General features: G+C 66.8%; 24 protein-coding genes, 2 tRNA genes and 1 riboswitch. Of the genes, 15 read left to right on the plus strand and 11 right to left on the minus strand.

Translation table 11 applies throughout. The features are described from left to right. Positions 1–77 precede the first annotated feature (77 nt). Positions 78–1118: a YlbL family protein gene (locus tag VX037_RS01580; protein ID WP_328712992.1), complete on the plus strand. Its 1041-nt coding sequence runs from the start codon at positions 78–80 to the stop codon at positions 1116–1118. A gap of 109 nt (positions 1119–1227) precedes the next feature. On the opposite strand, the gene VX037_RS01585 is transcribed toward VX037_RS01580, so the two are convergent. Then, on the minus strand, positions 1228–1866 hold the full coding sequence (locus VX037_RS01585) for a PPA1309 family protein (RefSeq protein ID WP_235724625.1): 639 nt from the start codon (positions 1864–1866) through the stop codon (positions 1228–1230). A 270-nt stretch (positions 1867–2136) separates the two neighbouring features. Here VX037_RS01585 and VX037_RS01590 point away from each other — a divergent pair, with 270 nt between their 5' ends. Then, the gene (locus VX037_RS01590; protein WP_235724624.1) at positions 2137–5091 is read left to right on the plus strand and encodes a UPF0182 family protein; all 2955 of its coding nucleotides are present in this window, start codon (positions 2137–2139) and stop codon (positions 5089–5091) included. Between the two features lie 191 nt (positions 5092–5282). Here the strand turns inward: VX037_RS01590 and VX037_RS01595 are convergent, their stop codons facing one another. Together VX037_RS01595 and VX037_RS01600 are read right to left on the minus strand one after the other, a co-directional pair. Further along, on the minus strand, positions 5283–5570 hold the full coding sequence (locus VX037_RS01595) for a hypothetical protein (protein WP_235724578.1): 288 nt from the start codon (positions 5568–5570) through the stop codon (positions 5283–5285). A 93-nt stretch (positions 5571–5663) separates the two neighbouring features. Beyond that, a complete protein-coding gene (locus VX037_RS01600) occupies positions 5664–5954 on the minus strand; it encodes a hypothetical protein (protein WP_235724577.1) in 291 nt (96 codons plus the stop codon). 401 nt (positions 5955–6355) lie between these two features. Between VX037_RS01600 and VX037_RS01605 the strand changes: the two genes are divergently transcribed. After that, positions 6356–6432: transfer RNA gene (locus tag VX037_RS01605), tRNA-Met, on the plus strand. A gap of 65 nt (positions 6433–6497) precedes the next feature. On the opposite strand, the gene VX037_RS01610 is transcribed toward VX037_RS01605, so the two are convergent. Continuing rightward, positions 6498–6773: a hypothetical protein gene (locus VX037_RS01610; RefSeq protein ID WP_235724576.1), complete on the minus strand. Its 276-nt coding sequence runs from the start codon at positions 6771–6773 to the stop codon at positions 6498–6500. A 185-nt stretch (positions 6774–6958) separates the two neighbouring features. Between VX037_RS01610 and VX037_RS01615 the strand changes: the two genes are divergently transcribed. Then, positions 6959–7035 (plus strand) — tRNA-Met (locus VX037_RS01615). Between the two features lie 77 nt (positions 7036–7112). On the opposite strand, the gene VX037_RS01620 is transcribed toward VX037_RS01615, so the two are convergent. Continuing rightward, the gene (locus VX037_RS01620; RefSeq protein WP_235724575.1) at positions 7113–7616 is read right to left on the minus strand and encodes a hypothetical protein; all 504 of its coding nucleotides are present in this window, start codon (positions 7614–7616) and stop codon (positions 7113–7115) included. Positions 7617–7709: 93 nt separating this feature from the next. Beyond that, positions 7710–8150, minus strand: coding sequence for an SRPBCC family protein (locus tag VX037_RS01625; RefSeq protein ID WP_235724574.1), 441 nt, complete (start codon positions 8148–8150; stop codon positions 7710–7712). 123 nt (positions 8151–8273) lie between these two features. On the opposite strand from VX037_RS01625, the gene VX037_RS01630 reads away from it, so the two are divergent. Both VX037_RS01630 and VX037_RS01635 read left to right on the plus strand, forming a co-directional pair. After that, positions 8274–9512 carry a bifunctional alpha/beta hydrolase/OsmC family protein gene (locus VX037_RS01630; protein WP_235724573.1) on the plus strand — a complete coding sequence of 413 codons (1239 nt, stop codon included), beginning with the start codon at positions 8274–8276 and terminating at the stop codon, positions 9510–9512. A 25-nt stretch (positions 9513–9537) separates the two neighbouring features. Further along, a complete protein-coding gene (locus VX037_RS01635; protein WP_235724572.1) occupies positions 9538–10149 on the plus strand; it encodes an MSMEG_1061 family FMN-dependent PPOX-type flavoprotein in 612 nt (203 codons plus the stop codon). A 2-nt stretch (positions 10150–10151) separates the two neighbouring features. Here VX037_RS01635 and VX037_RS01640 read toward each other — a convergent pair whose 3' ends face one another. Further along, positions 10152–11057 carry an alpha/beta fold hydrolase gene (locus tag VX037_RS01640; RefSeq protein ID WP_235724571.1) on the minus strand — a complete coding sequence of 302 codons (906 nt, stop codon included), beginning with the start codon at positions 11055–11057 and terminating at the stop codon, positions 10152–10154. 69 nt (positions 11058–11126) lie between these two features. Between VX037_RS01640 and VX037_RS01645 the strand changes: the two genes are divergently transcribed. The 5 genes from VX037_RS01645 (at position 11127) to VX037_RS01665 (ending at position 15290) form a co-directional block, all read left to right on the plus strand. Next, positions 11127–11651 carry a MarR family winged helix-turn-helix transcriptional regulator gene (locus VX037_RS01645; protein WP_235724570.1) on the plus strand — a complete coding sequence of 175 codons (525 nt, stop codon included), beginning with the start codon at positions 11127–11129 and terminating at the stop codon, positions 11649–11651. 38 nt (positions 11652–11689) lie between these two features. Beyond that, the gene (locus VX037_RS01650) at positions 11690–13639 is read left to right on the plus strand and encodes a propionyl-CoA synthetase (protein ID WP_435948551.1); all 1950 of its coding nucleotides are present in this window, start codon (positions 11690–11692) and stop codon (positions 13637–13639) included. 106 nt (positions 13640–13745) lie between these two features. Then, positions 13746–13835: riboswitch (Fluoride riboswitch) on the plus strand. A 19-nt stretch (positions 13836–13854) separates the two neighbouring features. Continuing rightward, positions 13855–14370, plus strand: a complete 516-nt coding sequence (crcB, locus tag VX037_RS01655; protein WP_328712994.1) for a fluoride efflux transporter CrcB — start codon at positions 13855–13857, stop codon at positions 14368–14370. Continuing rightward, positions 14367–14735, plus strand: a complete 369-nt coding sequence (crcB, locus tag VX037_RS01660; protein ID WP_328712996.1) for a fluoride efflux transporter CrcB — start codon at positions 14367–14369, stop codon at positions 14733–14735. Before crcB (VX037_RS01655) ends, crcB (VX037_RS01660) begins: the two co-directional genes overlap by 4 nt. Before the next feature lie 27 nt (positions 14736–14762). After that, positions 14763–15290, plus strand: coding sequence for a universal stress protein (locus VX037_RS01665; RefSeq protein ID WP_235724566.1), 528 nt, complete (start codon positions 14763–14765; stop codon positions 15288–15290). Between the two features lie 327 nt (positions 15291–15617). On the opposite strand, the gene VX037_RS01670 is transcribed toward VX037_RS01665, so the two are convergent. Both VX037_RS01670 and VX037_RS01675 read right to left on the minus strand, forming a co-directional pair. Further along, entirely contained in the window at positions 15618–16841 is a 1224-nt protein-coding gene (locus tag VX037_RS01670; RefSeq protein WP_328712997.1) for an acyl-CoA dehydrogenase family protein, read from the minus strand. A gap of 30 nt (positions 16842–16871) precedes the next feature. Further along, positions 16872–18257, minus strand: coding sequence for an acyl-CoA dehydrogenase family protein (locus tag VX037_RS01675; protein ID WP_235724564.1), 1386 nt, complete (start codon positions 18255–18257; stop codon positions 16872–16874). 272 nt (positions 18258–18529) lie between these two features. On the opposite strand from VX037_RS01675, the gene VX037_RS01680 reads away from it, so the two are divergent. Next, the gene (locus VX037_RS01680; RefSeq protein WP_235724563.1) at positions 18530–18898 is read left to right on the plus strand and encodes a DUF2752 domain-containing protein; all 369 of its coding nucleotides are present in this window, start codon (positions 18530–18532) and stop codon (positions 18896–18898) included. A 73-nt stretch (positions 18899–18971) separates the two neighbouring features. Further along, positions 18972–19631 carry an MBL fold metallo-hydrolase gene (locus tag VX037_RS01685; RefSeq protein ID WP_235724562.1) on the plus strand — a complete coding sequence of 220 codons (660 nt, stop codon included), beginning with the start codon at positions 18972–18974 and terminating at the stop codon, positions 19629–19631. A 25-nt stretch (positions 19632–19656) separates the two neighbouring features. On the opposite strand, the gene VX037_RS01690 is transcribed toward VX037_RS01685, so the two are convergent. Further along, entirely contained in the window at positions 19657–20052 is a 396-nt protein-coding gene (locus VX037_RS01690) for a VOC family protein (RefSeq protein WP_235724561.1), read from the minus strand. Between the two features lie 103 nt (positions 20053–20155). Continuing rightward, the gene (gene hisN / locus VX037_RS01695; RefSeq protein ID WP_235724560.1) at positions 20156–20977 is read right to left on the minus strand and encodes a histidinol-phosphatase; all 822 of its coding nucleotides are present in this window, start codon (positions 20975–20977) and stop codon (positions 20156–20158) included. A 107-nt stretch (positions 20978–21084) separates the two neighbouring features. Here hisN and VX037_RS01700 point away from each other — a divergent pair, with 107 nt between their 5' ends. Then, positions 21085–21483 carry a hypothetical protein gene (locus tag VX037_RS01700; protein WP_235724559.1) on the plus strand — a complete coding sequence of 133 codons (399 nt, stop codon included), beginning with the start codon at positions 21085–21087 and terminating at the stop codon, positions 21481–21483. Positions 21484–21550: 67 nt separating this feature from the next. Further along, on the plus strand, positions 21551–22666 hold the full coding sequence (gene prfB / locus VX037_RS01705) for a peptide chain release factor 2 (RefSeq protein ID WP_235724623.1): 1116 nt from the start codon (positions 21551–21553) through the stop codon (positions 22664–22666).

Below are 22666 nucleotides of genomic sequence, written 5' to 3' on the forward strand. Positions count from 1 at the left end.
AGGCGGCTTACGGTGCCACGCCGAGGCCGGACCGGCGGCCCCGATCGCCGTCGGGGAGGTCAACTACTGTGAGCGGAATGAGTCTTCAGCCCGGTCACCGCCGGCTCGCGACGGTCGCCGTGACGGCGGTGGTGTTCGTGGCGTTGCTGTTCATCGGTACATCCGTGCAGGTCCCGTTCGTCGCGCTGGGGCCGGGTCCCACCGTCAACACCCTGGGCGAGCTCGACGACAAACCGGTCGTCGACATCACCGGTGTGCCCACCGACCCGACCACCGGAAACCTCAACCTGACCACGGTCTCGGTGACCGACGGGATGTCGTTGTTCCAGGCGTTGGGTATGTGGATGTCGGGCACCTACAGCCTCGAGCCGCGCGACCGGCTGTTCCCACCGGACCAGAGTCCCGACGAGGTGCGCGAGCAGAACCAGCAGGAGATGACCGGGTCCGAGGACAGTGCGACCGCGGCGGCACTGCGCTACCTGGATCGCCCGACCAAGCTGGTGCTCACCTCAGTCGCCGACGGCGGTCCGGCAGCCGCCGAACTCGAGGTGGGTGATCAGGTCCTGGCCGTCGACGGGCAGGCGGTGTCGACGACCGCGCAGATGCAGGAGGCGGTGATGTCCCGTGCACCCGGCGACTCGGTGCCCATCGCCATCGATCGGGGCGGACAGCGGCAGTCGGTGACGGTCACCTTGGGCGCTCGGCCCGACGACCCGGAGGTCGGCTACCTCGGTGTCACCCCGGAGGTGGTCAATGCCGACCCGGCGTTGAAGATCTCCTACAACGTCGGCGACATCGGTGGTCCGTCGGCCGGGATGATGTTGACGCTCGCTGTGATCGACCGTCTGAGCCCGGGAGAGCTGACCCACGGCGACTTCATCGCCGGCACGGGCACCATCACCGAGGATGGGGTGGTGGGCCCGATCGGCGGAATCACCCACAAGACCCGGGCGGCGCGCGACGCCGGTGCATCGGTGTTCCTGGTTCCCGAACGCAACTGTGCCGAAGCCGTATCCGATGCGCCCGACGGTCTCACCCTGGTCAAGGTGGCGAACCTGGACGGTGCGGTCGACGCGTTGGACGCGATCGGTGCCGGCCGGTCGGCGCCGCATTGCTGAGATCGACAGGGTTCCCCATCTGACGGGTCGGCGCCGTCGACGCCGACTACTGATACGAATCGACGTCTGATGCGAATCGTCGCCGGCTCCGCACGGAGTGGAGTGGCGATCAGCTCTCGTCGAAGGTGTGCGCGAGCGCGGTCCGCAGGTCGGCGGCGAGGTCGTGGCGGGTGAGCAGTTCGATGTCGCCATCGGTGACGTCGGCAGCGGGGTCCGGACGTAGATGCAGCAGACCCAGGGTGGTCCCAGAGCGCAGCGCGCCGACGATGAGGCGGGCCACCCGGCGTTCGGGGTGCGCGGCTGCTCCCGAGAGGGTGTCGGTGCCCTCGGCCTCGGGCGGCAGGACGACGATCTCCTGGATCAACGCCGCTCCGGCGACCGCGGCAGGCCAACTCGTGGTGGCCAGTGCTCGTTCGATATCGGCCGTCAGGTCGGTCTTTGAGCGGTCGGTGTCCCCGGATGTCGCCTCGTCTGCTCGGGAGGCCACCGCCGCAACGTCGGCGGTTGTGTCGCGGGGGAAGGGTTCCTGTGCGATCGGACTCAGGACGGAGTCGTCGTCGGGGGCGATCAAGCCCGGCTGTGAGGCCGCCAGGATCGCGGTCGGTACCAGGGCGAACAGCATCGGTGGCTGTCCCCATCCCGCCGGGTCGACGAACTCGACGATGTCGCGCAGGGCGGCACCGAGATCGTCGACGGACAGCGTGGCGGGGTCGCTGGCGGGGCCTGAATCGTCGGTCACGGCCCCCATCTTGCCGTTTCGCGTCGGTGTGACGCGGAACTCACCGCGTCGGTCGATCGTTGGCGGGGTGTCGTGCACATCCGGCAGCACGTGACGGCCATCTCGATATGGCGCGGAACGAAGCGGTACTCGGCGCCCGTGTGGCGCAGTCGATCGTTGTCCGGAGCCGACCAGTACAGTTGGGTGCACGAGTCAGGCGGGCGTCCACGCCGGTCGGGCCGATGTCCGGAATGAGAACTTTGGAGAGTGGGTCAGGTGGGCGTTCGCGGGCCGGCTGGTATGCCGACACTGTCGCGCAGAAGCAAGATCGCCATCGGGATCGGCGTCGGCATCCTGGTGCTGTTGCTGGTGGGGCCCCGTCTGGTCGGGTTGATCACCGATTGGTTGTGGATGTCCGACGTCGGATACACGCGGGTGTTCTCGACGGTCATGTGGACCCGCGTGATCCTGTTCCTGGTCACCACGCTGGTGGTCGGGCTGCTGATCTTCGGCGCCATCGCGATGGCGTACCGTTCGCGTCCGGTGTTCGTGCCGGCCTCGGGACCCAATGATCCGCTCGCGCGCTACCGCAGCACAGTGATGGGCCGTACCCGGTGGTTCGCCATCGTTCCGGCCGTGATCATCGGCATCCTGGCCGGGCTGGTCACGCAGGGGTCGTGGGCCACGGTGCAGACCTTCTTGCATGGTGAGCAGTTCGGCGTCACCGATCCGCAGTTCGGCATCGATGTGAGTTTCTACGCCTTCGACCTGCCTTTCATCAGGCTGGTGCTGAACCTGCTGTTCGTCATCGTGGTGATCGCCTTCCTCGCGAACCTGCTGACGCACTACCTGTTCGGGGGCATCCGGCTGACCGGCGGTGGCGCCAACGGCAACGGACCGTCGTTCTCCAACGCGTCCCGTATCCAGCTGGCCGCGCTCGCCGGAACCTTCCTGCTGCTCAAAGCGGCCGCGTACTGGCTGGACCGTTACTCGTTGCTCTCGAGTCAGCGCAAGCAGGACATCTTCACCGGCGCCAGCTACACCGACATCAATGCGGTGCTGCCGTCGAAGCTGATCCTGATGGCCATCGCCATCATCTGCGCGGTCGCGTTCTTTGCCGGCATCGTGCTGCGGGATCTGCGGGTACCGGCGCTGGCGACCGCGTTGATGCTGCTGTCCGCGTTGGTGATCGGCGTGGGTTGGCCGCTGGCGATGGAGCAGTTCTCGGTCAAGCCGAACGCGGCACAGAAAGAGTCCGAGTACATATCGCGAAACATCACCGCCACCGAACAGGCCTATGGGATAGGTCCGGAACAGGTGACCACCCAACCCAACTGGACGGCCGAACCGGTCAACCAGCCGTCGGTGGACGCGGACACGCCGACGTTGTCCAACATCCGCATCCTGGACCCGAACATCGTCTCGCCTGCGTTCACGCAGTTGCAGCAGCGACAGAACTTCTACGGGTTCCCGACACAGTTGGCATTGGATCGCTACGACATCGACGGCGAGATGCGCGATTTCGTGGTCGCGGTCCGCGAGATCGATCCTGCGCGACTGGTCGGCAACCAGACGAACTGGCTCAACAAGCACCTCGTCTACACCCATGGCAACGGCTTCGTCGCGGCGCCGGCCAACCGGGTCAATCAACCGGCCTCCGACGACGTCGAGGGTGGCGGTTCTCCGGTGTTCTTCGTCAGCGATCTGTCGAATTACCAGACCGAGGAATATCAGAACGAGGCGCCGATCAAGGTCACGCAGCCACGTATCTACTTCGGCGAGCTGATCTCGCAGGTCGACCCCGACTACGCGATCGTCGGTTCCAACAGCGACCAGTCCCGCGAGTACGACACGCAGGACTCGACGTACACCTACCAGGGCGATGCCGGTGTGTCGCTGGGCAACTACTTCAACCGGTTGCTCTATTCGATCCGGTTCGCCGAGCGCAACTTCCTGCTCTCCGGTGAGATCAACGAGAACTCGAAACTGCTCTACGACCGAGACCCGCGCGACCGTGTCAAGAAGGTCGCGCCGTGGTTGACCGTCGACTCCAAGACCTACCCGGCCGTGATGGCGGACGGGTCGATCAAGTGGATCGTGGACGGCTACACGACGCTGGACAACTACCCGTACGCGCAGCGCACCTCCCTGCAGGCGGCCACGACCGACGCGCAGGAACTGAACCAGGGCCAGACCGGACGCACCCAGGTCAATCGCAGCGTCTCCTACGTCCGAAACTCGGTGAAGGCCACCGTTGATGCCTACACCGGCGAGGTCACGCTCTATCAGTTCGACGACCAGGACCCCGTGTTGCGGACGTGGATGAACATCTTCCCCGGGACCGTGAAATCGCGCGCGGAGTTCGATCAGCAGGAATCGCTGGCCGATCACGTCCGCTATCCGGAGGATCTGTTCAAGATCCAGCGTTCGTTGCTGACGAAGTACCACGTCACCAACCCGCAGCAGTTCTTCGAGGGCAGCGACTTCTGGTCGGTGCCGTCGGACCCGACGAACGAGGACGCCGACGCGCAGGGCCTCGATCAGCCGCCGTACTTCTTCGTGGCGTCCTCGCCGGAGAACGGTCAGCCGTCCTTCCAGCTGACGTCGGTGCTGACCCGTCTGAACCGCCCGATCCTGGGTGCCTACATGACGGTGTCGTCGGATCCCACCGACTACGGTCAGATCACGGTCAAGACCATTCCGACCAACATCCAGCGTGATGGTCCGCGCCAGGCGTTCAACCCGATGCAGCAGGATGATCGAGTCGCCGAGAGTCGACGCAACTTCCAGGGCAACGTCGACGTCATGTTCGGCAACCTGTTGACGCTGCCGGTGGGTAACAGCGGAATCCTCTACGTGGTGCCGATGTATGCGCAGGCACGCGGTGAGGGTACGTATCCGCGCCTGTTCCGGGTGATCACCCGGTATGAGAATCGGGTCGGTTACGCGCCCACCACGGCGGGTGCGCTCTCGCAGGTGGGGATCAACCCGCAGGGAGCCGCGCTGGTTCCCGGGGAGACCACCCCGCAGCCGGAGGCGCCAGAGCAGACCGAGCAGCCGCCGGCCGGCGAGCAACAGCAGGTGACCCCGCCCGCGACCGGTTCGACCGCGGAGCGCGACGCCGCGCTGCAGGCGATCAGCGAGGCTCTCGACGCTTTGGAGCAGGCGCAGAGCGCGGGGAACTTCACCGCCTACGGCGAAGCCCTCGACCAGCTGAACGAGGCCGTCCAGCGCTACGAGGCACTGCCCAACTAGTCAGCATCAACTGGTGAGAACCGACCGCCCGCGTGAGCCATGTTCACGCGGGCGGTTCGGGTTGACGAGGGTCTGCTGGGTACCCGCGGGTGGTCGACAAGCCGCGCGAGCCGAGTCGGCCCGCGGCAGCCGAGTCCGCCCGCGGCAGCCGAGCGGGGTCCGCTCAGCTCAGCGGCGTGCGAGGCGCCGTATCACCCGCGATAACGCTGGCGATACCGACCGAGTTCGGCTTCGGTGTTGTCGGGCAGCACCGGGCTGTGATGGTGGCTGTGCGTCAGGGTCATGAAGATGGCGGTCGCGCCGGCAAACGCGCCGATCATCAGCAACCCGAACACGATCGCCGGGACGACGTTGCCGCCGGCCATCGCGACCAGCCACAGGGCGGCGCTGGCGAACCCGCCGAGCACCAACAGATATCCGAGAACGCTCATCGGATGATTTCCGTGGCTCTCGTGATGGGGCAGATGATGAGTTGCCATCGTTCCTCCTCGATCTCGCTGTATGCGGTATCTGTGAGGCCAGGATACCGCGCTGTGATGTTTATCACATTGAGATGGGTGTTCTGCTAGCCGTCAGCGGCGGTGTTCGGCGAGGTAACGCTGCTTTTCAGCGTCGCTGTCGTCCGGGATGAGTGGGCTGTGGCCCAGCCGCCGCGCCATTGTGGCGTAGATGGCGGCAGCGCCGACCAGGAATGCCGCGCCGGCGACGCCCGACGCCACCGCGCCGCCGGTGTTGCCCTCGGCGGAGAACGTGACCGCCAATCCGAGCGCCGGGATGATGAGCAGTACCAGCAGAAATGCGACGATGCTCATCGGGTGACGATTGTCGGATGCGGTGGCGTTGCCTGAGGCGAGGCTGGTCACGGTTGGTTCTCCTTTGTTTCGAACACACCTTCTGTCTCCCTCACGATGCGCCGGCAGCGGGCGCACCGACAGGGACTTTCGGCCCGGTCGGGGCGGGTCGTCGGATACTGAACGCGCTGTCGGTCGTGCGGGCCGCGGCTGCACCGATCGTCGGTCTGTTGGCGGCGGTGTACGCCGGACGACGGTCAGAACCAAGGCCAGGCGGATCGGTGCCGGTGGGTGATCCGACGGGTGTGCCTGAATCCGTTGGCGCGGCAGCTAGCGGCATTTCCGGCAGTCCGACCGCAGTGATCAAAGTGCCCTGTGTCACAGGGGGATTGGTTGTCGGCATGTGAACGCGACGGGGCGTCGGAAGCGATTTGCACCCGCGGCAAACCAGTGTGTAACGTGGTGTTCACCAACGCGGGGTGGAGCAGCTCGGTAGCTCGCTGGGCTCATAACCCAGAGGTCGCAGGTTCAAATCCTGTCCCCGCTACCACTCGAGAAGGCTCCGGAAGTGTGCTTCCGGAGCCTTCTCGCATGTCTGGGGTCACCCGAGAGTCATCAGTCCCGGTAGTCGTGAAGGTAGTGGCCGACCTCGACGGTGGTGTTGTCGGGAACCAGGGCGTCGTGGTGCAACCGCTTGGTCATGACCGTCAGGATCGTCGTCGCAGCCAGGAGGAGGCCGAGTGCGGCAACTCCGGTCACCGCTGCGCCGGTCGTCGCCTCGGCGAGCAGGACGATCCAGATGCCGCCCGCGGCGAAGCCGAGAAGCATGAACAAGTAGGCGAGAACTGCGACCTCGTGATAGCCGTGGTCGGTGTGATGGAGGGTGAACATCGCCATCATCTCCTTTGTGGGAATCCCTTCCGCTCCACTTCCGATAATACCCCTAGGGGTATGAAGTGAACTGTGTTCTGAGACACGTGGCCGGCGGCAGTGACGTGGCTCGGCGCGCATGTCCAGTCGCCGGTCGGGACGCGATTTTCACCCGCGGCGGGAGATGTGTACAGTGGGGTCAGCAACGCGGGGTGGAGCAGCTCGGTAGCTCGCTGGGCTCATAACCCAGAGGTCGCAGGTTCAAATCCTGTCCCCGCTACCACCACGAGAACCCCTGCCGGACAAAGCCTGGCAGGGTTCTTTGTTGTTCGGGTCCGCGGGCTGCAGGCGCCCACGGTGTCAGCGCACCGGCATTCCGCGACGGGGCGTCATCGCGACGAACCACGCCTCGTTGACGCCGAGCACCACGATGAGGCTCAACAACAGCCCTTCGAGTTCGATCGGGGTGAGCGCAAGATTCACCGCGTCGGCGAACCCCGGCCAGACGGCCACCACCACAACGGCGAGATACAGCGGCACACCGGCGCAGACGAAGATCCACGGCAGCACCCGCGCGTCGGTGCGCAGCGCGAACTGGTGGGCCAGCATGGTGATGCCGACAGCGCCCAGGATTCCGGCCACGGTGAACGCCGCTCGCCACACATCGGCGATCTCGGGAGCCACCTGCGCCAGCAGCGACACGGCGGCCGGGATCACGAACTGCAGGGACACCAGATAGGCCATGCGGCGTCCGGCTCTCGTTCCTCCGCCGAGGTCGCCGCGGTCCTTGATCGCCACCCACCACAGCCCGAGCAGGGTGAAATTCGTCGCGGCGACGACCCCGTAGAACGCGGACTGGTCCATGTCCTGACGATAGTCGCCCGGGGGGCTCCGCGTAACCCTGTTTGTACTGCTCACACCATGTTTTTCCGCTATCGGTGGTGCGGTTGGGCGGGGTCAGTCGGAGTGTTCGAGCACTGCCTTGAGCCGGCGCAGATCCTTGGTGTTCGCCCGGCGCATCGCACACGCCATGAACGGGGCGGCGACGGCTCCGAAGCCGGTGGGCTGCCCGCGGTTGCGCAGCGACATCCGCGTCGACTCGGTGTCCAGCCGCTCCCACTCGTAGGTGGTCTCCATCTCGAACGGGCCGTCACTGGTCCGCATCACGAACCGATGCTCGGGCACCATCTCCACGACGTCGTAGGTGTATTCGAGTCGGCGGCCCAGGAAGTGGGCGACGAACGCGATCTGTGAGCCGACCGCCAATGGCGGCGGTGTGCGCATCCGCGACGACTCGATGTTGGCGTACCAGTGCGTGGCGTTCGCCGGATCCTGGGCGTAGGTCGCGACGTCGGCGACCGGCCGTCGGATGGTGATGTGGGTGATGACGTCGACCATGCGCACCTACCTGCTTTCGCGCCGCGTAACCATCAGGCCAACACCATCATGGCAGTGCGCCCGCGGTGTCAGACGTGGATCGCCACGACCGAGTAAACAACGTCGTCGGGCAGGATGGCATCCATGACTCGGACCGAGCGCTTCACCTTCACCGGATCGTCGGGTACGCAATTGGCTGCGCGGCTCGACCGGCCGGAGGACGAGCCCCGCGCCTACGCATTGTTCGCACACTGCTTCACCTGTTCCAAGGACGTGATGGCCGCGTCCCGGATCAGTCGACGCCTGGTGGAGCGAGGTTTCGGGGTGCTGCGGTTCGACTTCACCGGCCTGGGGGCCAGCGACGGGGAGTTCGCGAACACCACGTTCACCTCCAATGTCGAAGACCTCGTCCTCGCGTCGGAGGCGCTCGGCGCCCGCCACGCGGCGCCGCGGCTGCTGATCGGGCACAGCTTCGGTGGTGCGGCCGCGTTGGCCGCGGCCCCGCGTCTGCCCGACATCACCGCCGTCGTCACGATCGCGGCCCCGTTCAACCCGGGGCAGATCCGGCATGTCTTCTCCGACGACGCGCTGCGGCGGATCCGTGAGCAGGGCAAAGCCGAGGTGACCCTGGCCGGGCGGACCTTCACCGTGGGTGCCGATCTCCTCGCCGACGCCGATGAACAGCACCTCGAGAAGATCCTGCCCGAACTCGGCCGCGCATTACTGGTGATGCATGCGCCACTCGACAAGGTCGTCGACATCGACAACGCGCGTCGCATCTACACCGCCGCCCGCCATCCGAAGAGCTTCGTCGCGCTCGACGGTGCCGACCATCTGCTCAGCAAACACGCGGACGCCGAGTACGCCGCCGACGTGTTGGCCGCGTGGGCATCCCGATACCTTCCCGCGGTCGTGGCACCCGAATCCGAACCGCCACCCGGCGGGACCGTGCTCGTCGAGGAATCCGACCGCGGGCATCTCACCCAGAGCATTCAGGCCGGGCGGCACTTCTGGGTCGCCGACGAACCGCTCGGGGTGGGCGACGACCTCGGTCCGAATCCCTATGACCTGCTGTTGTCTGCGGTGGGCGCGTGCACGTCGATGACGCTGCGCATGTACGCCGAACGCAAGGGTCTGCCGCTGGAACATGTGGCGGTCCAGTTGCGGCATCGTCGAAGCCACTCGAAGGACTGCGTCGACGCACAGGGTCGTCCCTGTCGGATCGAGTTCGTCGATCGCGAGATCCGCCTGACCGGCCCGCTCGACGACGACCAGATCCGGCGCATGGGTGAGATCGCCGACCGATGCCCGGTGCACCGCACCGTCACCGGCCAGCTCGAGGTACACACCAGCGTCACGATGGCGGACTCGGCGATCCGGTGACTCTGTTGAGTGCGACCATGGTGGGGTGCAGATAACCACCGAGCAGCAGTTGCGCGAGATCGTCGGACACCCGCATCAGAAGGTGATCGACAAGGTTCGGCCCGCCCTGCATCGGGTGCATGTCGAGTGGCTGGCGGCGTGTCCGATGGTGTTTCTGGCCACCTCCGATGCCTCCGGACGGATGGACGTCTCACCGAAAGGGGACCCAGCCGGCAAGATCGTGCACGTCCTCGACGAACACCGCGTCGCGCTGCCCGAACGGCCCGGTAACCGCCGCGTCGACGGGTATCTGAACGTGCTGCAGAATCCGCACGTGGGTCTGGTCGCGCTGATCCCGGGACGGGGAGACACGTTGCGGATCAACGGGACCGCCCGCATCGTCGACGATGGAGACTACTTCGACGCGCTCACCGTCAAGGGAGTGCGTCCGCTGCTGGCGCTGGAAGTCGACGTCGAGGAAGTGTTCTTCCACTGTGCCAAGGCATTTCTCCGCTCCGACCTGTGGCGCCCGGAGACCTGGGAACCCGACGCCGTGCCGAGTACGGCCAAGCTCACCAAGGCGCTGATGCCCGAACTCGACGAGGCCGAACTCGAGAAGGCCTACGCCGAACCCGAGTTCCGCAAGTGGCTGTACTGAGTTCAGCGTAAGGCCGCGTCGAGTGCCGCCTCGAGATGGTCGCTCGGCGACATCGGGAGGGTGTGATGGGTGCCGGCCGGCAACGTGACCACTGCCGCAGTCGGTAGCGCAGCGCGGACATTCGTCGCGACCTGGGCGACATCGTGCACCCGGCTGTCGGGGGCGAGGAGCACAGAGACCCGGTGGGCGTCGAGTGCCCGGAGATCCTGTGGTCGGGGTCGGCGGGGGATGACGGGCCGGGCCGACGGAAATGATCCGACGCCGGTGGTCGTCACGGTGAGCCAATCGGGGTCGAGGTCGGCGCCCTGGGTTTCCCACACCAGTAACCGACGCTGCCGGTCGGCGTCGGGTCGGAGCAGGACGGGCAAGGCCCGGATCAGATAGGCCGCCGACATTCCGGCGAAGCATGAGTTCGGGTCGAGCAGCACCAGACGCCGGACCCGGTGGGGACGCCGAAGTGCATACGCCAGTGCGATCATCGCGCCGTAGGAGTGCGCGACCACGTCGACGGTGGGCGCTGCGCTGTCGTCGAGTACCTCGTCGATCCAGTCACAGAGGTCGTCGGTGCTGCGGAACCGGTCGCCGGTGCTCCGACTCCGCCCGGGCTCACCGATGATGTCGGGCGCGATCACCCGATGGCCGCCGGCGAGGTGGCCGGCCAACGCGGTCCACGCCATCGAGGTGGCGCCACCCCCGTGCAGAAGCAGGAGCGCAGGTGCATCGGCTGCGCCGGTTGTCCTCGGCTGCCCGGCTGTCGTCACGTGCGTGGTGCCGAACCGACCCTCGGTCTCGCTCGTCGTCGTGTCGTCCGGCCAGCGCCGCAAGAGGCGCGCATAGGCATCGTCAAATGCGGCGCCGGCTGCAGACGCGGAAAAGTCCGCGACGGTTTTCGCCTTCGGTTGAGCCATGCGTTGTCCTCCCTGAGGTAGCTTGTTCATCAAGATAATCGCTGATCAAGAGAAACGGTAGGTGGGAGGGTGCCCGATCGATCGACTCCCGACCGGGTCGCAGACTCCGATCTCGAGCTCGTCCACGCCATCCGCGAGCTCACCGTCGCACTCGACCTGGAGGGGGCTGCCTTCGCGGCGGAGCGTGCGATGCACCCGACCGATGTGCGTGCACTCATCGCGTTGCTGGATCGGGAGCGCGAAGGTGGGGTGGCCACCCCCGGGTGGCTGGGGGACCGGTTGCGGCTGAACTCGGCGTCGGTGACCGCCCTCGTCGACCGGATGTCGGCGCGGCGGGAGGGAGTGGGACCGCTCGTCGAGCGGCATCGGGACCCGGTCGATCGGCGCCGGGTGATTCTGCGGGTCACCGACGACGCCCGCGCAATGGGATGGGAGTTCTTCGGCCCGCTCATCGGTCGCGTGATGGGTGTGGTGGCGGACCTCTCTGTCGAACACCGACAGGTGGTCCGGGCATTTCTGCGCGAGGTCACCGAAGCGGTCAGAACGGAGCCCGGCGACGATCGCCACCTTCCGTCGCAGCGCAGCGACCGCTGACCGCGCACTCGGCAATCCAACGTCGTGGCAACGACCACATCGATAGGGTCGTAGTCGACCACGGCACGGTTACGGCGGCCGACAACTCGGAGAGGGATGCGACGGCGATGGGGCATTACAGCGACGCGTTCGCGCGGGCACGCGACGATCAGGACGGCTTCTGGCTCGACGCCGCACAGGCCGTCGAGTGGGTGAACCCACCGACCCGCGCCCTCGACGACTCGGACGCACCGTTCTACCGGTGGTATCCCGATGCCACCCTCAACACCTCCTACAACGCGCTCGACCGGCATGTCGCGGCCGGGCACGGCGACCGCACCGCGATGATCTGGGACTCGGCGATGGTGGGGACGGTGCGTACCTATACCTATGCCGAGCTCCTCGACGAGGTGTCGCGGTTTGCCGGAGTGCTCGCGGCCAGCGGCGTCGCGGCGGGCAATCGCGTGGTGATCTATCTGCCAATGATCCCCGAGGCGGCCATTGCGATGCTCGCCTGCGCGCGCGTGGGTGCGGTGCATTCGGTGGTGTTCGGCGGATTCGCCGCACCCGAGCTGGCAGCACGCATCGACGACGCCGAACCCGTCGCCATCGTGACGGCGTCGGGCGGCCTGGAACCCGGACGCACGGTCGAGTACCTACCGATGGTGGCCAAGGCCCTCGAACTCTGCGCCTCGCCACCGGCGACGGTGATCGTCAAGGACCGCGAGGAGGTCGCGGGCAGCGCGGCCGACCACGACGGCTGGCTGGACTGGGACGCCCAGATGGCCGATGCCGAACCGACGGGCCCGACAACGGTGGCGGCGACCGACCCGCTCTACATCCTGTACACGTCGGGCACCACCGGAAAACCGAAGGGCGTGGTCCGCGACAACGGGGGCCACGCGGTCGCGCTGACCTGGTCGATGCGCAACATCTACGACATCGGTGCCGGCGACGTGTGGTGGACCGCATCCGATGTGGGCTGGGTGGTCGGGCACTCCTACATCGTGTACGGGCCGCTGCTGGTCGGTGCGACGACCGTGATGTACGAGGGCAAGCCGGTCGGCACCCCGGACGCCGGCGCATTCTGGCGGGTCATCGCCGACCACCAGGTCGCCGCACTGTTCACCGCGCCCACTGCGATCCGGGCCATCCGCAAGGCCGATCCGGACGCCGCCGAACTCGCCAAGTACGACACCTCCACGCTGCGGACGCTGTTCGCTGCCGGGGAGCGTCTGGACCCGGACACCTTCGAGTGGGCCACCGCGACCCTCGGGGTCCCGGTGGTCGACCACTGGTGGCAGACCGAAACCGGGTGGGCGATCGCCGCGAACCTGCGTGGCCTGGAGCCGATGCCGATCAAGGCCGGATCGCCGACGGTGCCCGTGCCCGGTTATCGGGTCGGCATCGTCGACGCCGGTGGGACGAAGCTGGGGCCCGGGGCGGAAGGCAACATCGTCATCGAACTACCGCTACCGCCGGGAACCCTGGCCGGCCTGTGGCACGACGAGGAACGATTCCACAAGTCTTATCTCGCCGCGTTCGACGGGTACTACCTCACCGGTGATTCCGGGTACGTCGACGCCGATGGCTACGTCTTTGTCCTCGGTCGCTCCGACGACGTCATCAACGTTGCCGGACACCGATTGTCGACCGGCAGCATCGAAGCGGTCGTCGCCTCGCATCCGGCCGTGGCCGAATGCGCCGTCATCGGCATCCACGACGACCTCAAGGGGCAACGGCCCAGCGGATATGTCGTACTCAAGGCCGGCGTCGAGATCGAATCCGACACCCTACGCAGCGAGCTGGTCGCCATGGTGCGCAACGAGATCGGGGCCGTCGCAACCTTCCGGGACGTGACCGTGGTGCCCGCCCTGCCGAAGACCCGCTCGGGCAAGATCCTGCGCAAGACGATGCGTCAGATCGCCGACCACGAGGAGTACACCGTGCCGTCGACGATCGAGGACCCCGACGTCTTGGCCGATCTCGCCAAGCAACTCGGCGGCTGAGCCGCGGTTCCGGGCGCGAGACGACAGCAGCGTTCTCGGTACCTGTGCGACGTCGGTCAGAACCAGTTGGGTCGATCGGGCGGATGACTGGCGGTGGACGGTAGGGTGTCGGTTGGGTGATGGATCTCGCCCGGACCCGATCGTCGTGGACGACGGGCCCGAACCGCCGCCGCCGGCTGATAGTTCCTGGTCCGACAGACGGATGGGGCTGATGCATGGGTTCTGATCACATCTCGGGTGACACTTCACCCAACGAACTGCCGGCCGACACGCACGCCGAGTTACCAACAGATCCGGACACCGTTCGACCGCTGCATCTGCGGCCGACGGCGATTCTCTGGGTTCTGCTCGGCGGTGCCTGCGGAACGGGATTGCGCTACTGGGTCGAAGACCTGTTGCCCCACCACGACACCGGATGGCCATGGGGGACGTTCGCGGTCAACCTGATCGGGGCGTTCGCGCTCGGGGCCCTCCTCGAGGGGCTGGCGCGGTCCGGTGAGGACGCCGGTTGGCGTCGCCGGTGGCGGCTGCTGCTGGGCACGGGGTTCTGTGGCTCCTTCACCACATACAGCAGCTTCGCATTGGAGATGTCGCTGCTGTCGCATCGCGGAGCGGTTCCACTGGCGATGGGATACGGACTGGCGAGCGTCGTCGCCGGCATCGTGTGCGCCTGGGCGGGAATCGCGGTGGCCGGAGCGGCACTGCGTCGACAGACAGGGGAGGTGTCGTGATCGTCCTGGCCGTGATGGCCGCCGGGGCGCTGGGCGCGGGTGCGCGATTCGTCCTCGACGGCGCGGTCAAGAGCCGGCGGGCGACGACCTTTCCGTGGGCGACCCTGGTGATCAACGTCAGCGGCTCGTTCCTGCTGGGGCTGATCGCCGGCGCCGTCATGTTCGGCACCCTCGATTCGGATGTGCAAGCGGTGGTCGGTACCGGATTCTGTGGTGGATTCACGACTTTCAGCACGGCGAGCTTCGAAACCGTTCGGCTGGCGGAGAAACGGCGGTCGCTGTCGGCCGCCGCCAACGCCCTGGCCTCGGTCGTGGGCAGCGCGGTGGCATGCGCCGCGGGTCTGGTACTGGCGTGGGCGGTGTGATCACCGCGGCGAGTGAGAGGGATGGCGATGAGCGACGATGACGTCGACTACGGACTGCGGCCCGGGGATGCGCCACTGCGCAGACGAATCCGAGGGCCCGCCGCGAGGCGTCCCGCGCAGGCGAGTCTGGTGATCGGGTGGGACCGGTCGCCGACCAGCACGGCTGCCGTGCGCTATGCGGTGGATCTGGCCCGTAGGCTCGATGCACATGTCCATGTGGTGCATGTGGTCGACATCGACGACACACCAATCGATCCGGACGCCCCGGACTGGGGTGATCAGCTGCGGGCGACGTTGATGTCCGACGCCGCCGAGGCCAAGGATTTGCTCGACGGTCTCGCAGCGTCGTGGACCTACCACAGCGGTCACGGCGACCCGGCGCAGCTGCTGGCCACCGTTGCCGATCGCTACAGCGCGCTGATGGTCGTCGTCGGGAGCCCACGAGGCGGATTGCTGTCATATCTGGATTCCCTGGTGGGGCAGTCGGTGTCGCAGCAGCTGATCGGTAACCGGAAGACGCCGCTGTTGGTGGTGCCCGCCGACGTCGAATCATGACGAACGAGCGAGCAGGTGGCGCGCTCGGACCAGTTGTGGCGCAGGTGGTCTCGATAAGCCCTCTCGCCTAGCGGCTCGAGGACTACTCGACCAGCGGAGTGAGGGTCCTCGTCCGGCGGAGGGGCCTCGACCGGCGCAGGGGGCCTCGTCCGGCGGAGGGGGCCTCGACCGGCGCAGGGGGCCTCGTCCGGCGGAGGGGGCCTCGACCGGCCGAGCGAGGGGGCCTCGACCAGCTGAGTGAGGGGCCTCGACCGGCGGAGTGAGGGGGCCTCAACTGCCGGAGGGAAGGCTACTCGACCACCGGAGGGCGGCCCGGGACGTTCGTCGTTACTTCAGCTCGGCGCTGCTCTTGTTGAGCACGCGACGGGCGATGATGAGCTGCTGGATCTGCTGGGTGCCCTCGAAGATGTCGAGGATCTTCGAGTCGCGAGCCCACTTCTCCACCAGCAGCCGCTCCGAATAGCCCAGTGTGCCGGTCAGTTCCACCACTTTGTTGGTGATGTCGGTGCCGGTGCGCCCGGCCTTGGCCTTGGACATCGATGCCTCGAGCGAATTCGGTTCTTTGTTGTCGGCCATCCAGGCAGCCCGCATCGTGTGCAGGTATGCGGCCTCGAAATCCGACTCCATCCGAATGAACTCGGCAGCGGCGGCGTGCTGATCGGCGGCAGGGCGGTCGTAGTCAATCTGCACGCCGGCCTCCTCCAGGATGCGACGCAGCTCCTCGAGGGCCGCACGCGCGACGCCGACCGCCATACCCGCGACCATCGGCCGCGTGTTGTCGAAGGTCTGCATGACACCGCCGAAGCCCTTCTTGGTGTCGACCTCCGGTGAGCCGAGCAGGTTGTCCTTGGGGATGCGGCAGTTCTCGAACCGGATCACCGCGGTATCCGAGACTCGGATACCGAGTTTGTGTTCGAGGCGCACCACCTCGACGCCCGGGTGCTCGCGCGGTACGACGAAGCTCTTGATGGCTGCACGTCCGAGGCTCTTGTCGACCGAGGCCCACACCACGATGTGGGTGGCGCGGGATCCGGCGGTGACGAAGATCTTCTCTCCGTTGAGTACGTACTCGTCGCCGTCGAGGGTGGCCGTGGTCGACACGGCTGCGGAGTCGGAACCGAAGCTCGGCTCGGTGATGGCCATGGCGGCCCACACCTTGCCGAAGCTCTTGAGCTGTTCATCTGTGGCCACGGCGGCGATCGCGGCGTTGCCCAGGCCCTGATACGGGATGGTCAGCATCAGGCCGACATCGCCCCACGATGTCTCCATCGTGTTGATGACCGACTGCATGTTGCCGCCGTTGACCACCGCACCTTCGGGGCGGGGTTTGTCCGACTTCTGCTGGCTGCGTCCGCCGTCGGCGCCTGCGCCTGCCTGGCCTGCCTCGGCAAGGCCGTCGTAGAGGCTGGCCAAGGTGTCGAGCTCGACCGGGTAATCGTGCTCGCGCAGATCGTATTTCCGCGAGATCGGACGGAAGATCTCCGCCGCGGCCTGATGGGCCTGATCGATCGTCGCGTTCAGTTTCTTGGGGAGTTCGAGATTGATGTTCATAGTGGTTTCCTCACCGAATCCGTCGCGCCCTTACAGGACGACGATGCCCTCGCCGATGCCGGCGCCCCGCAGGTCGCGGTACCAGCGTTCCACCGGGTGCTCCTTGGTGAAGCCGTGACCGCCCAGGAGCTGGACGCCGTCGAGTCCGATCTGCAGACCCTTGTCGATCGTCAGCTTGCGGGCCAGTGCCGCCTCGCGGGCGAACGACAGGCCCTGCTCGGCGCGGGCGGCGCCACGCAGGGTGACCAGACGGATCGAATCGACCTCGGTGGCGATGTTGGCCACCATGAAGGCGACGGCCTGCCGGTTGGAGATCGGCTCGCCGAATGCCTCGCGCTCGTTCACGTAGGGGATCACGTAGTCGAGTACTGCCTTCGCGGTGCCGGCGGCCAACGCCGACCAGCCCAGACGCGACAGCCGCACCACATCGCGGTAGGCCGAGAACGCGGCCTCACCGTCGGCCCCACCCAGCAGCGCGGACTCGGGGACGGCCACATCCTGCAACAGCAGTCGACCCATGCCGGCCGCACGCACACCCATTCCCGGGTCGGCTTCGACGATCAGGCCCTTGGTGCCGGACTCGACGATGAACAGCGCCGGACGACCGTCGAGCTGTGCACCCACGATGAACAGTTCCGATGACCCGGCCGCCGGGACGAATGACTTGACGCCGTTGAGGCGGTACCCGCTGGGTACGCGGGTGGCCTTGGTGCCCAGGTCGAAGGCGTCGAACAACGGCTTCGGTTCGGCGATCACGACCGACGACTGCGGTACGTCCTCACCGGCGAAGTCGGGCAGGTAGGTGCGCTGCTGCTCGTCGGTGCCGAAATTCGTCAGTGTGGTGGCCACACCGCTCGGCGCGAGCAGCGGCAGTGCCAGCCCCATGTCGCCGTAGGCCATCGCCTCGGACACCAGTGCGTTGGTGACCACGCCGCGCTCGGCGGCGGCGCCCTCGAACTCCTCGGGCACGTTGATCATGGTGATGCCGAGCTCTGCCGAACGCTTGAGGATGTCCTCAGGCGCCGCGGCTGCGTTGTCGGCGTCGTACGCGGCCGGTCGCAGGATCTCGGTGGCGAACTCCCGAACGGTCTCGGCGATCATCTGCTGCTCGTCGTCGGGGGTGAGGTTGAAGTACCCCTTCGGCGAGGTGGTCAGCCGCTTGGCCTGACCCGATCCGCCCTGCGCCGCCTGGAACGCGCGGTTGGCCGCGCCCAGCGTCTGGAAGCCGGTCTTGGTGCCCTGGTAGGCGATACGGTTGAGGGGCTCGCGGATCTTGTACTTCTCGGCGAACTCCGACCCGGTGACCGTCGTCAGCACGCGCATTGCGGTGCCGATGAAATTGCGTGGATGCGGGTTCTTTCCGACGGCGGACGTATCGCGGGGTTCGGTATGCCGCGCTTCGGTTTGTGAGGTCATGGTTCACCAGCCTGTTCTCGGGCGGTCGGGGTCGTGCCGGGTGTGGCGTCGGCCCCTATCTTACTCGATAGTAAGTACAGACCTTACTCCTCGGTAAGTAAATTGTCACGCACTACTCTGGTCGGGTGACTGTTCGCCCCGGCTGTTCATCCCCCGGGTATCGTTTCGCGCCCCCACTGCCGCAGGGGGACGAAGCGATACCCGGGGGACGAACTGAGGCCGGCGGGGGTCGGGGGACCGCCGTCGCGGTTGCGGCGGTCGGGGTCGCGGCGATGGGGGCAGCCGTCGCGGTGTCGCCGACGACTCTGTCGAGCGGTCCGGGAGTGTGTCCCTTCGCGCATCTGACCGGTCTGCCGTGTCCGGGCTGCGGGCTGACCCGCAGCTGGGTGGCCCTCGGACACGGAGACGTCGTCGGAGCGATCGGGTTCAACTGGTTCGGGCCGCTGTCCATGGCAGTGGCGGTGATCGTCACCGCCATCGCGCTGTGGACGGCACTCACCGGCGGTGGTGCTCTGCGGCGGGTGCAGCACGTACTGACCGGCCGGATTGCGATGTCGGTGCTCGTGGTGTGGCTGGGCTATGGACTTGTGCGAATACTCGATGCCGGATTCGGTTGGGGTCTCTTCCCTCTCGTGGTGTGACTCTGCTCGTGGTGTGACACCGACCCGCCGCGGTGACGTGACGTCGGCTGCGCAGGAGAGCAGAGTGGGATGCATGCAGATCACACACTTCGGTCATTCGTGCGTCCTGGTGGAGATCGACGACACCAAGATCCTCTTCGACCCGGGCAACTTCTCCCACGGCTTCGAGGGACTCACCGACCTCGACGCCGTCTTCATCACCCACCAACACCCCGATCATTGCGACGTCAACCGGCTGCCCGACCTGATCGCGGCCAACCCGCAGGCGGTGCGCTTCGCCGATCCGCAGACGGCCACCCAGCTCAACGAGGACAACGTCGCCGGTCCGTGGACCATTGCCAACGCCGGTTCGCACACTCAGGTCGGCCCGGTAACAGCGCGGTTCACCGGCGGTCGGCACGCAGTGATCCATCCGGAGATCCCGGTGGTCGACAACGTCGCCTACGTACTCGACACCAAGTCGATGACCGGCCGCTTCATGCATCCCGGCGACTCGTTCTACATCCCGTTCGAGAAGATCGACGTCCTCGCCCTGCCGTCCGCGGCGCCGTGGATGAAACTCAGCGAATCAGTCGACTACCTGCGTGCCATGGCCCCGCGGGTCGCGGTTCCTATCCACCAGGCCATCCTGTCCGACGCCGGTTCGGGCGTGCACTACGGCCGGCTCGCGGACATGAAGGCGGCTTCCACCGACTTCGTCGTCCTCGACGAGGAGTCGGCAACCGAACTCTGATTCGGTTGCTCCGCCCCCCCGGATCTCAGCTCGGCGGTGCGAAGAACTCGAGGGCGATGTTGTCGGGGTCGCGGAACGAGATCCCCGATCCGTAGTGCGCGTGCTTGATGCCGCTGTGGGCGATCCCGAGCTCGTCGAGCCGCCGTGTCCAGGTCTCGAGATCGTCTGCCGTCACGGTGAACGCGACATGGTCGAGGCCGGGGCGGCGTTCGTCGAATGCACCATCCGGATCCGCCGATGTGTGCGTGTGCAGCCCGAAGAGCATGCCGCCGTCGAGGGCGAACACCGTGTGGTGGAAGTCGCCAGACTCCTCGTCTTCGTCGAGTACGGGGTCTGCGCCGAACAGCGCCGCGTACCACCGGGTGCTGTTCGCGAGGTCGGTCACTGTGACCGCCACATGCGCGAGTGCGGGAAAAGCCATGGCGCCACTCCTTTGTGTTGCGCTGCTCTGTGCATCTCTCCCGACGTTAGGCCGCGAGTGCGGCGCGCAGAACTCCCCGAACGGACAGGATCACCCATATGCGCTATCGGGTCGTCGGCCGCAGCGCTTCCACTACGGCGCCGTGCAACGGGCCGTTGGTGGCCACGGCGCTGCCCCCGGACGGGCCGTCGGCGCCCTCGAGTGAGGTGAAGCGTCCACCCGCCTCCCGCACGATGATGTCGAGTGCGGCGAGGTCCCACAGCGAGACCTCGGGTTCGGCCGCGACGTCGACGGCGCCCTCGGCGACCAGGCAGTAGTTGTAGAAGTCGCCGTACCCGCGAACCCGCCAGACGCGGTCGGTGAGTGCGATGAACTCACCGCGTATCCCTCGCTCGGCCCACCCGGACAGGCTCGAGAACGCCAGGCTCGCCGACGACAGTTCCGAGACCGCCGACACCGACAGCCGACGCGGGAACTCTTGCCCGTCGAACACCGTGAACGCGCCCAGCCCTTCCGCAGCCCACCAACGTCGTCGCAGCGCGGGAGCCGAGACCACCCCGACCCGGGGTCGGCCGTCGATGAGCAGCGCGATGAGGGTGGCCCACACCGGCACGCCGCGGACGAAGTTCTTGGTGCCGTCGATGGGGTCCACCACCCACTGCCGACCGCGCAGTACCGCGTCGCCGCCGAACTCCTCGCCGAGGACCGCGTCGTCGGCGCGACGCGCAGCGAGGCGTTGCCGCACCATCGTCTCGCAGGCCAGATCGGCGTCGGAAACCGGCGTCAGATCGGGTTTGTCGTCCACCCGCAAGTCAATCGCCCCGAAGCGTTGCATTGTCAACGCATCCGCCGAATCGGCCAACGACAACGCGAGCTCGAGATCGTCGGGGAGCCCGTGGCCGGTGGCAGCGCTGTCGTGTGGCATGCCGGTAGGGTAGCGCCACCCGGCTGCCGACCACCCAGCCGTGGACCACTCACTGCGGACCCGGCGAACGTCCGATTTGCCCGACGCCGCCCGGTAGGCTGACGCACATGTTGCTTGCGGTCGGTTTCACGGTGGTCATCGCGGCGGTTCTGGTGGCGCTCGTCGTGCAGTGGCAGCGTGGCCGCAGCCCGCAAGGGCTGTCGGGTGCGCGCGCGGCGCAGTTCGTGCAGGGCACCTTCACGGTCACCGGCGTGAGTGAGCGTCCGGACCAAGGGGACGCCAAAGGAGAGCGGTTCTGCACCGTGTCCGGCACGATCGTAGGTCCGCAGACCGAGCCCGCCGAGGTCTACGGGACGCTGGTGCTCGGTGACGCGGATCCGTGGCCGCAGATCGGTGCGGACCTACCAGTGGTGTACAAGCCCGGCAAGGCGACCTCGTCGTGGCGGTTCGGCGAACTGCCCCCCGCCGATCCGGCGCAGGACCCGGGTCCGATGCCGAACGCCTGAGCGGTTCGGGACAGATCGAGGGCGGGGGGCAGCCCGGCCGGGTTTCGCGACGGTAGTCTTGATGACCGTGCATCCCGACGTAACCGCAGACCTCGAATCCATCGGCACCATCTTGACCACGGTCGAGAAGGTGCTCGACCTCGACGAGCTGCGCCGTCGGATCGACGAGCTGGAGATGCAGGCCTCCGATCCAGACCTGTGGAACGACCAGGACCACGCGCAGCGGGTGACCAGCGAGCTCTCGCACGCCCAGACGGAGTATCGACGGGTCACCGAGTTGCGTCAGCGGCTCGACGACCTGCCGGTGCACTACGAGCTGGCGGAGGCCGAGGAGGGTGACGACCAGACCGCCGCGCTGGCCGATGCGGACGCCGAGCGGGCGTCACTGAAGGCCGACGTCGAGGCCATGGAGGTCAAGACAATGCTGGCCGGCGAGTACGACCAACGTGACGCGTTGGTCAACATCCGATCCGGTGCCGGTGGCGTCGACGCGGCGGACTGGGCGCAGATGCTGATGCGGATGTACATCCGCTGGGCCGAGAAGCACAACTACGGAGTGGAGGTCTACGACACCTCCTACGCCGAAGAAGCCGGCATCAAGAGCGCCACCTTCACGGTGAAGGCGCCGTACATGTATGGCACGCTCTCGGTGGAGCAGGGCACCCACCGGCTGGTGCGCATCAGCCCGTTCGACAACCAGGGCCGCCGGCAGACGTCATTCGCCGAGGTCGAGGTGCTCCCCGTGGTCGAGACGACCGACCACATCGACGTCGACGAGAACGACGTGAAGGTCGACGTGTATCGCTCCTCGGGCCCCGGTGGTCAGTCTGTCAACACCACCGACTCCGCGGTCCGGCTGACCCACATACCCACCGGCATCGTCGTAACCTGTCAGAACGAGAAGAGTCAGCTGCAGAACAAGGCGTCGGCCATGCGCGTGCTGCAGGCCAAACTTCTCGAACGTAAGCGCCAGGAGGAGCGCGCAGAACTCGATGCGCTCAAGGGCGACGGTGGCTCGAGCTGGGGGAATCAGATGCGTTCGTACGTGTTGCATCCGTATCAGATGGTGAAGGACCTGCGCACCAACGTGGAGGACAACAACCCCACCGCCATCCTCGACGGGGAGATCGACAAGTTCATCGAAGCCGGTATCCGCTGGCGTATGGCTGCTGCCGACGCCTGA

The sequence above is a fragment of the Gordonia sp. Z-3 genome (assembly GCF_036233855.1).
Taxonomy (GTDB): Bacteria; Actinomycetota; Actinomycetes; order Mycobacteriales; family Mycobacteriaceae; genus Gordonia; species Gordonia tangerina.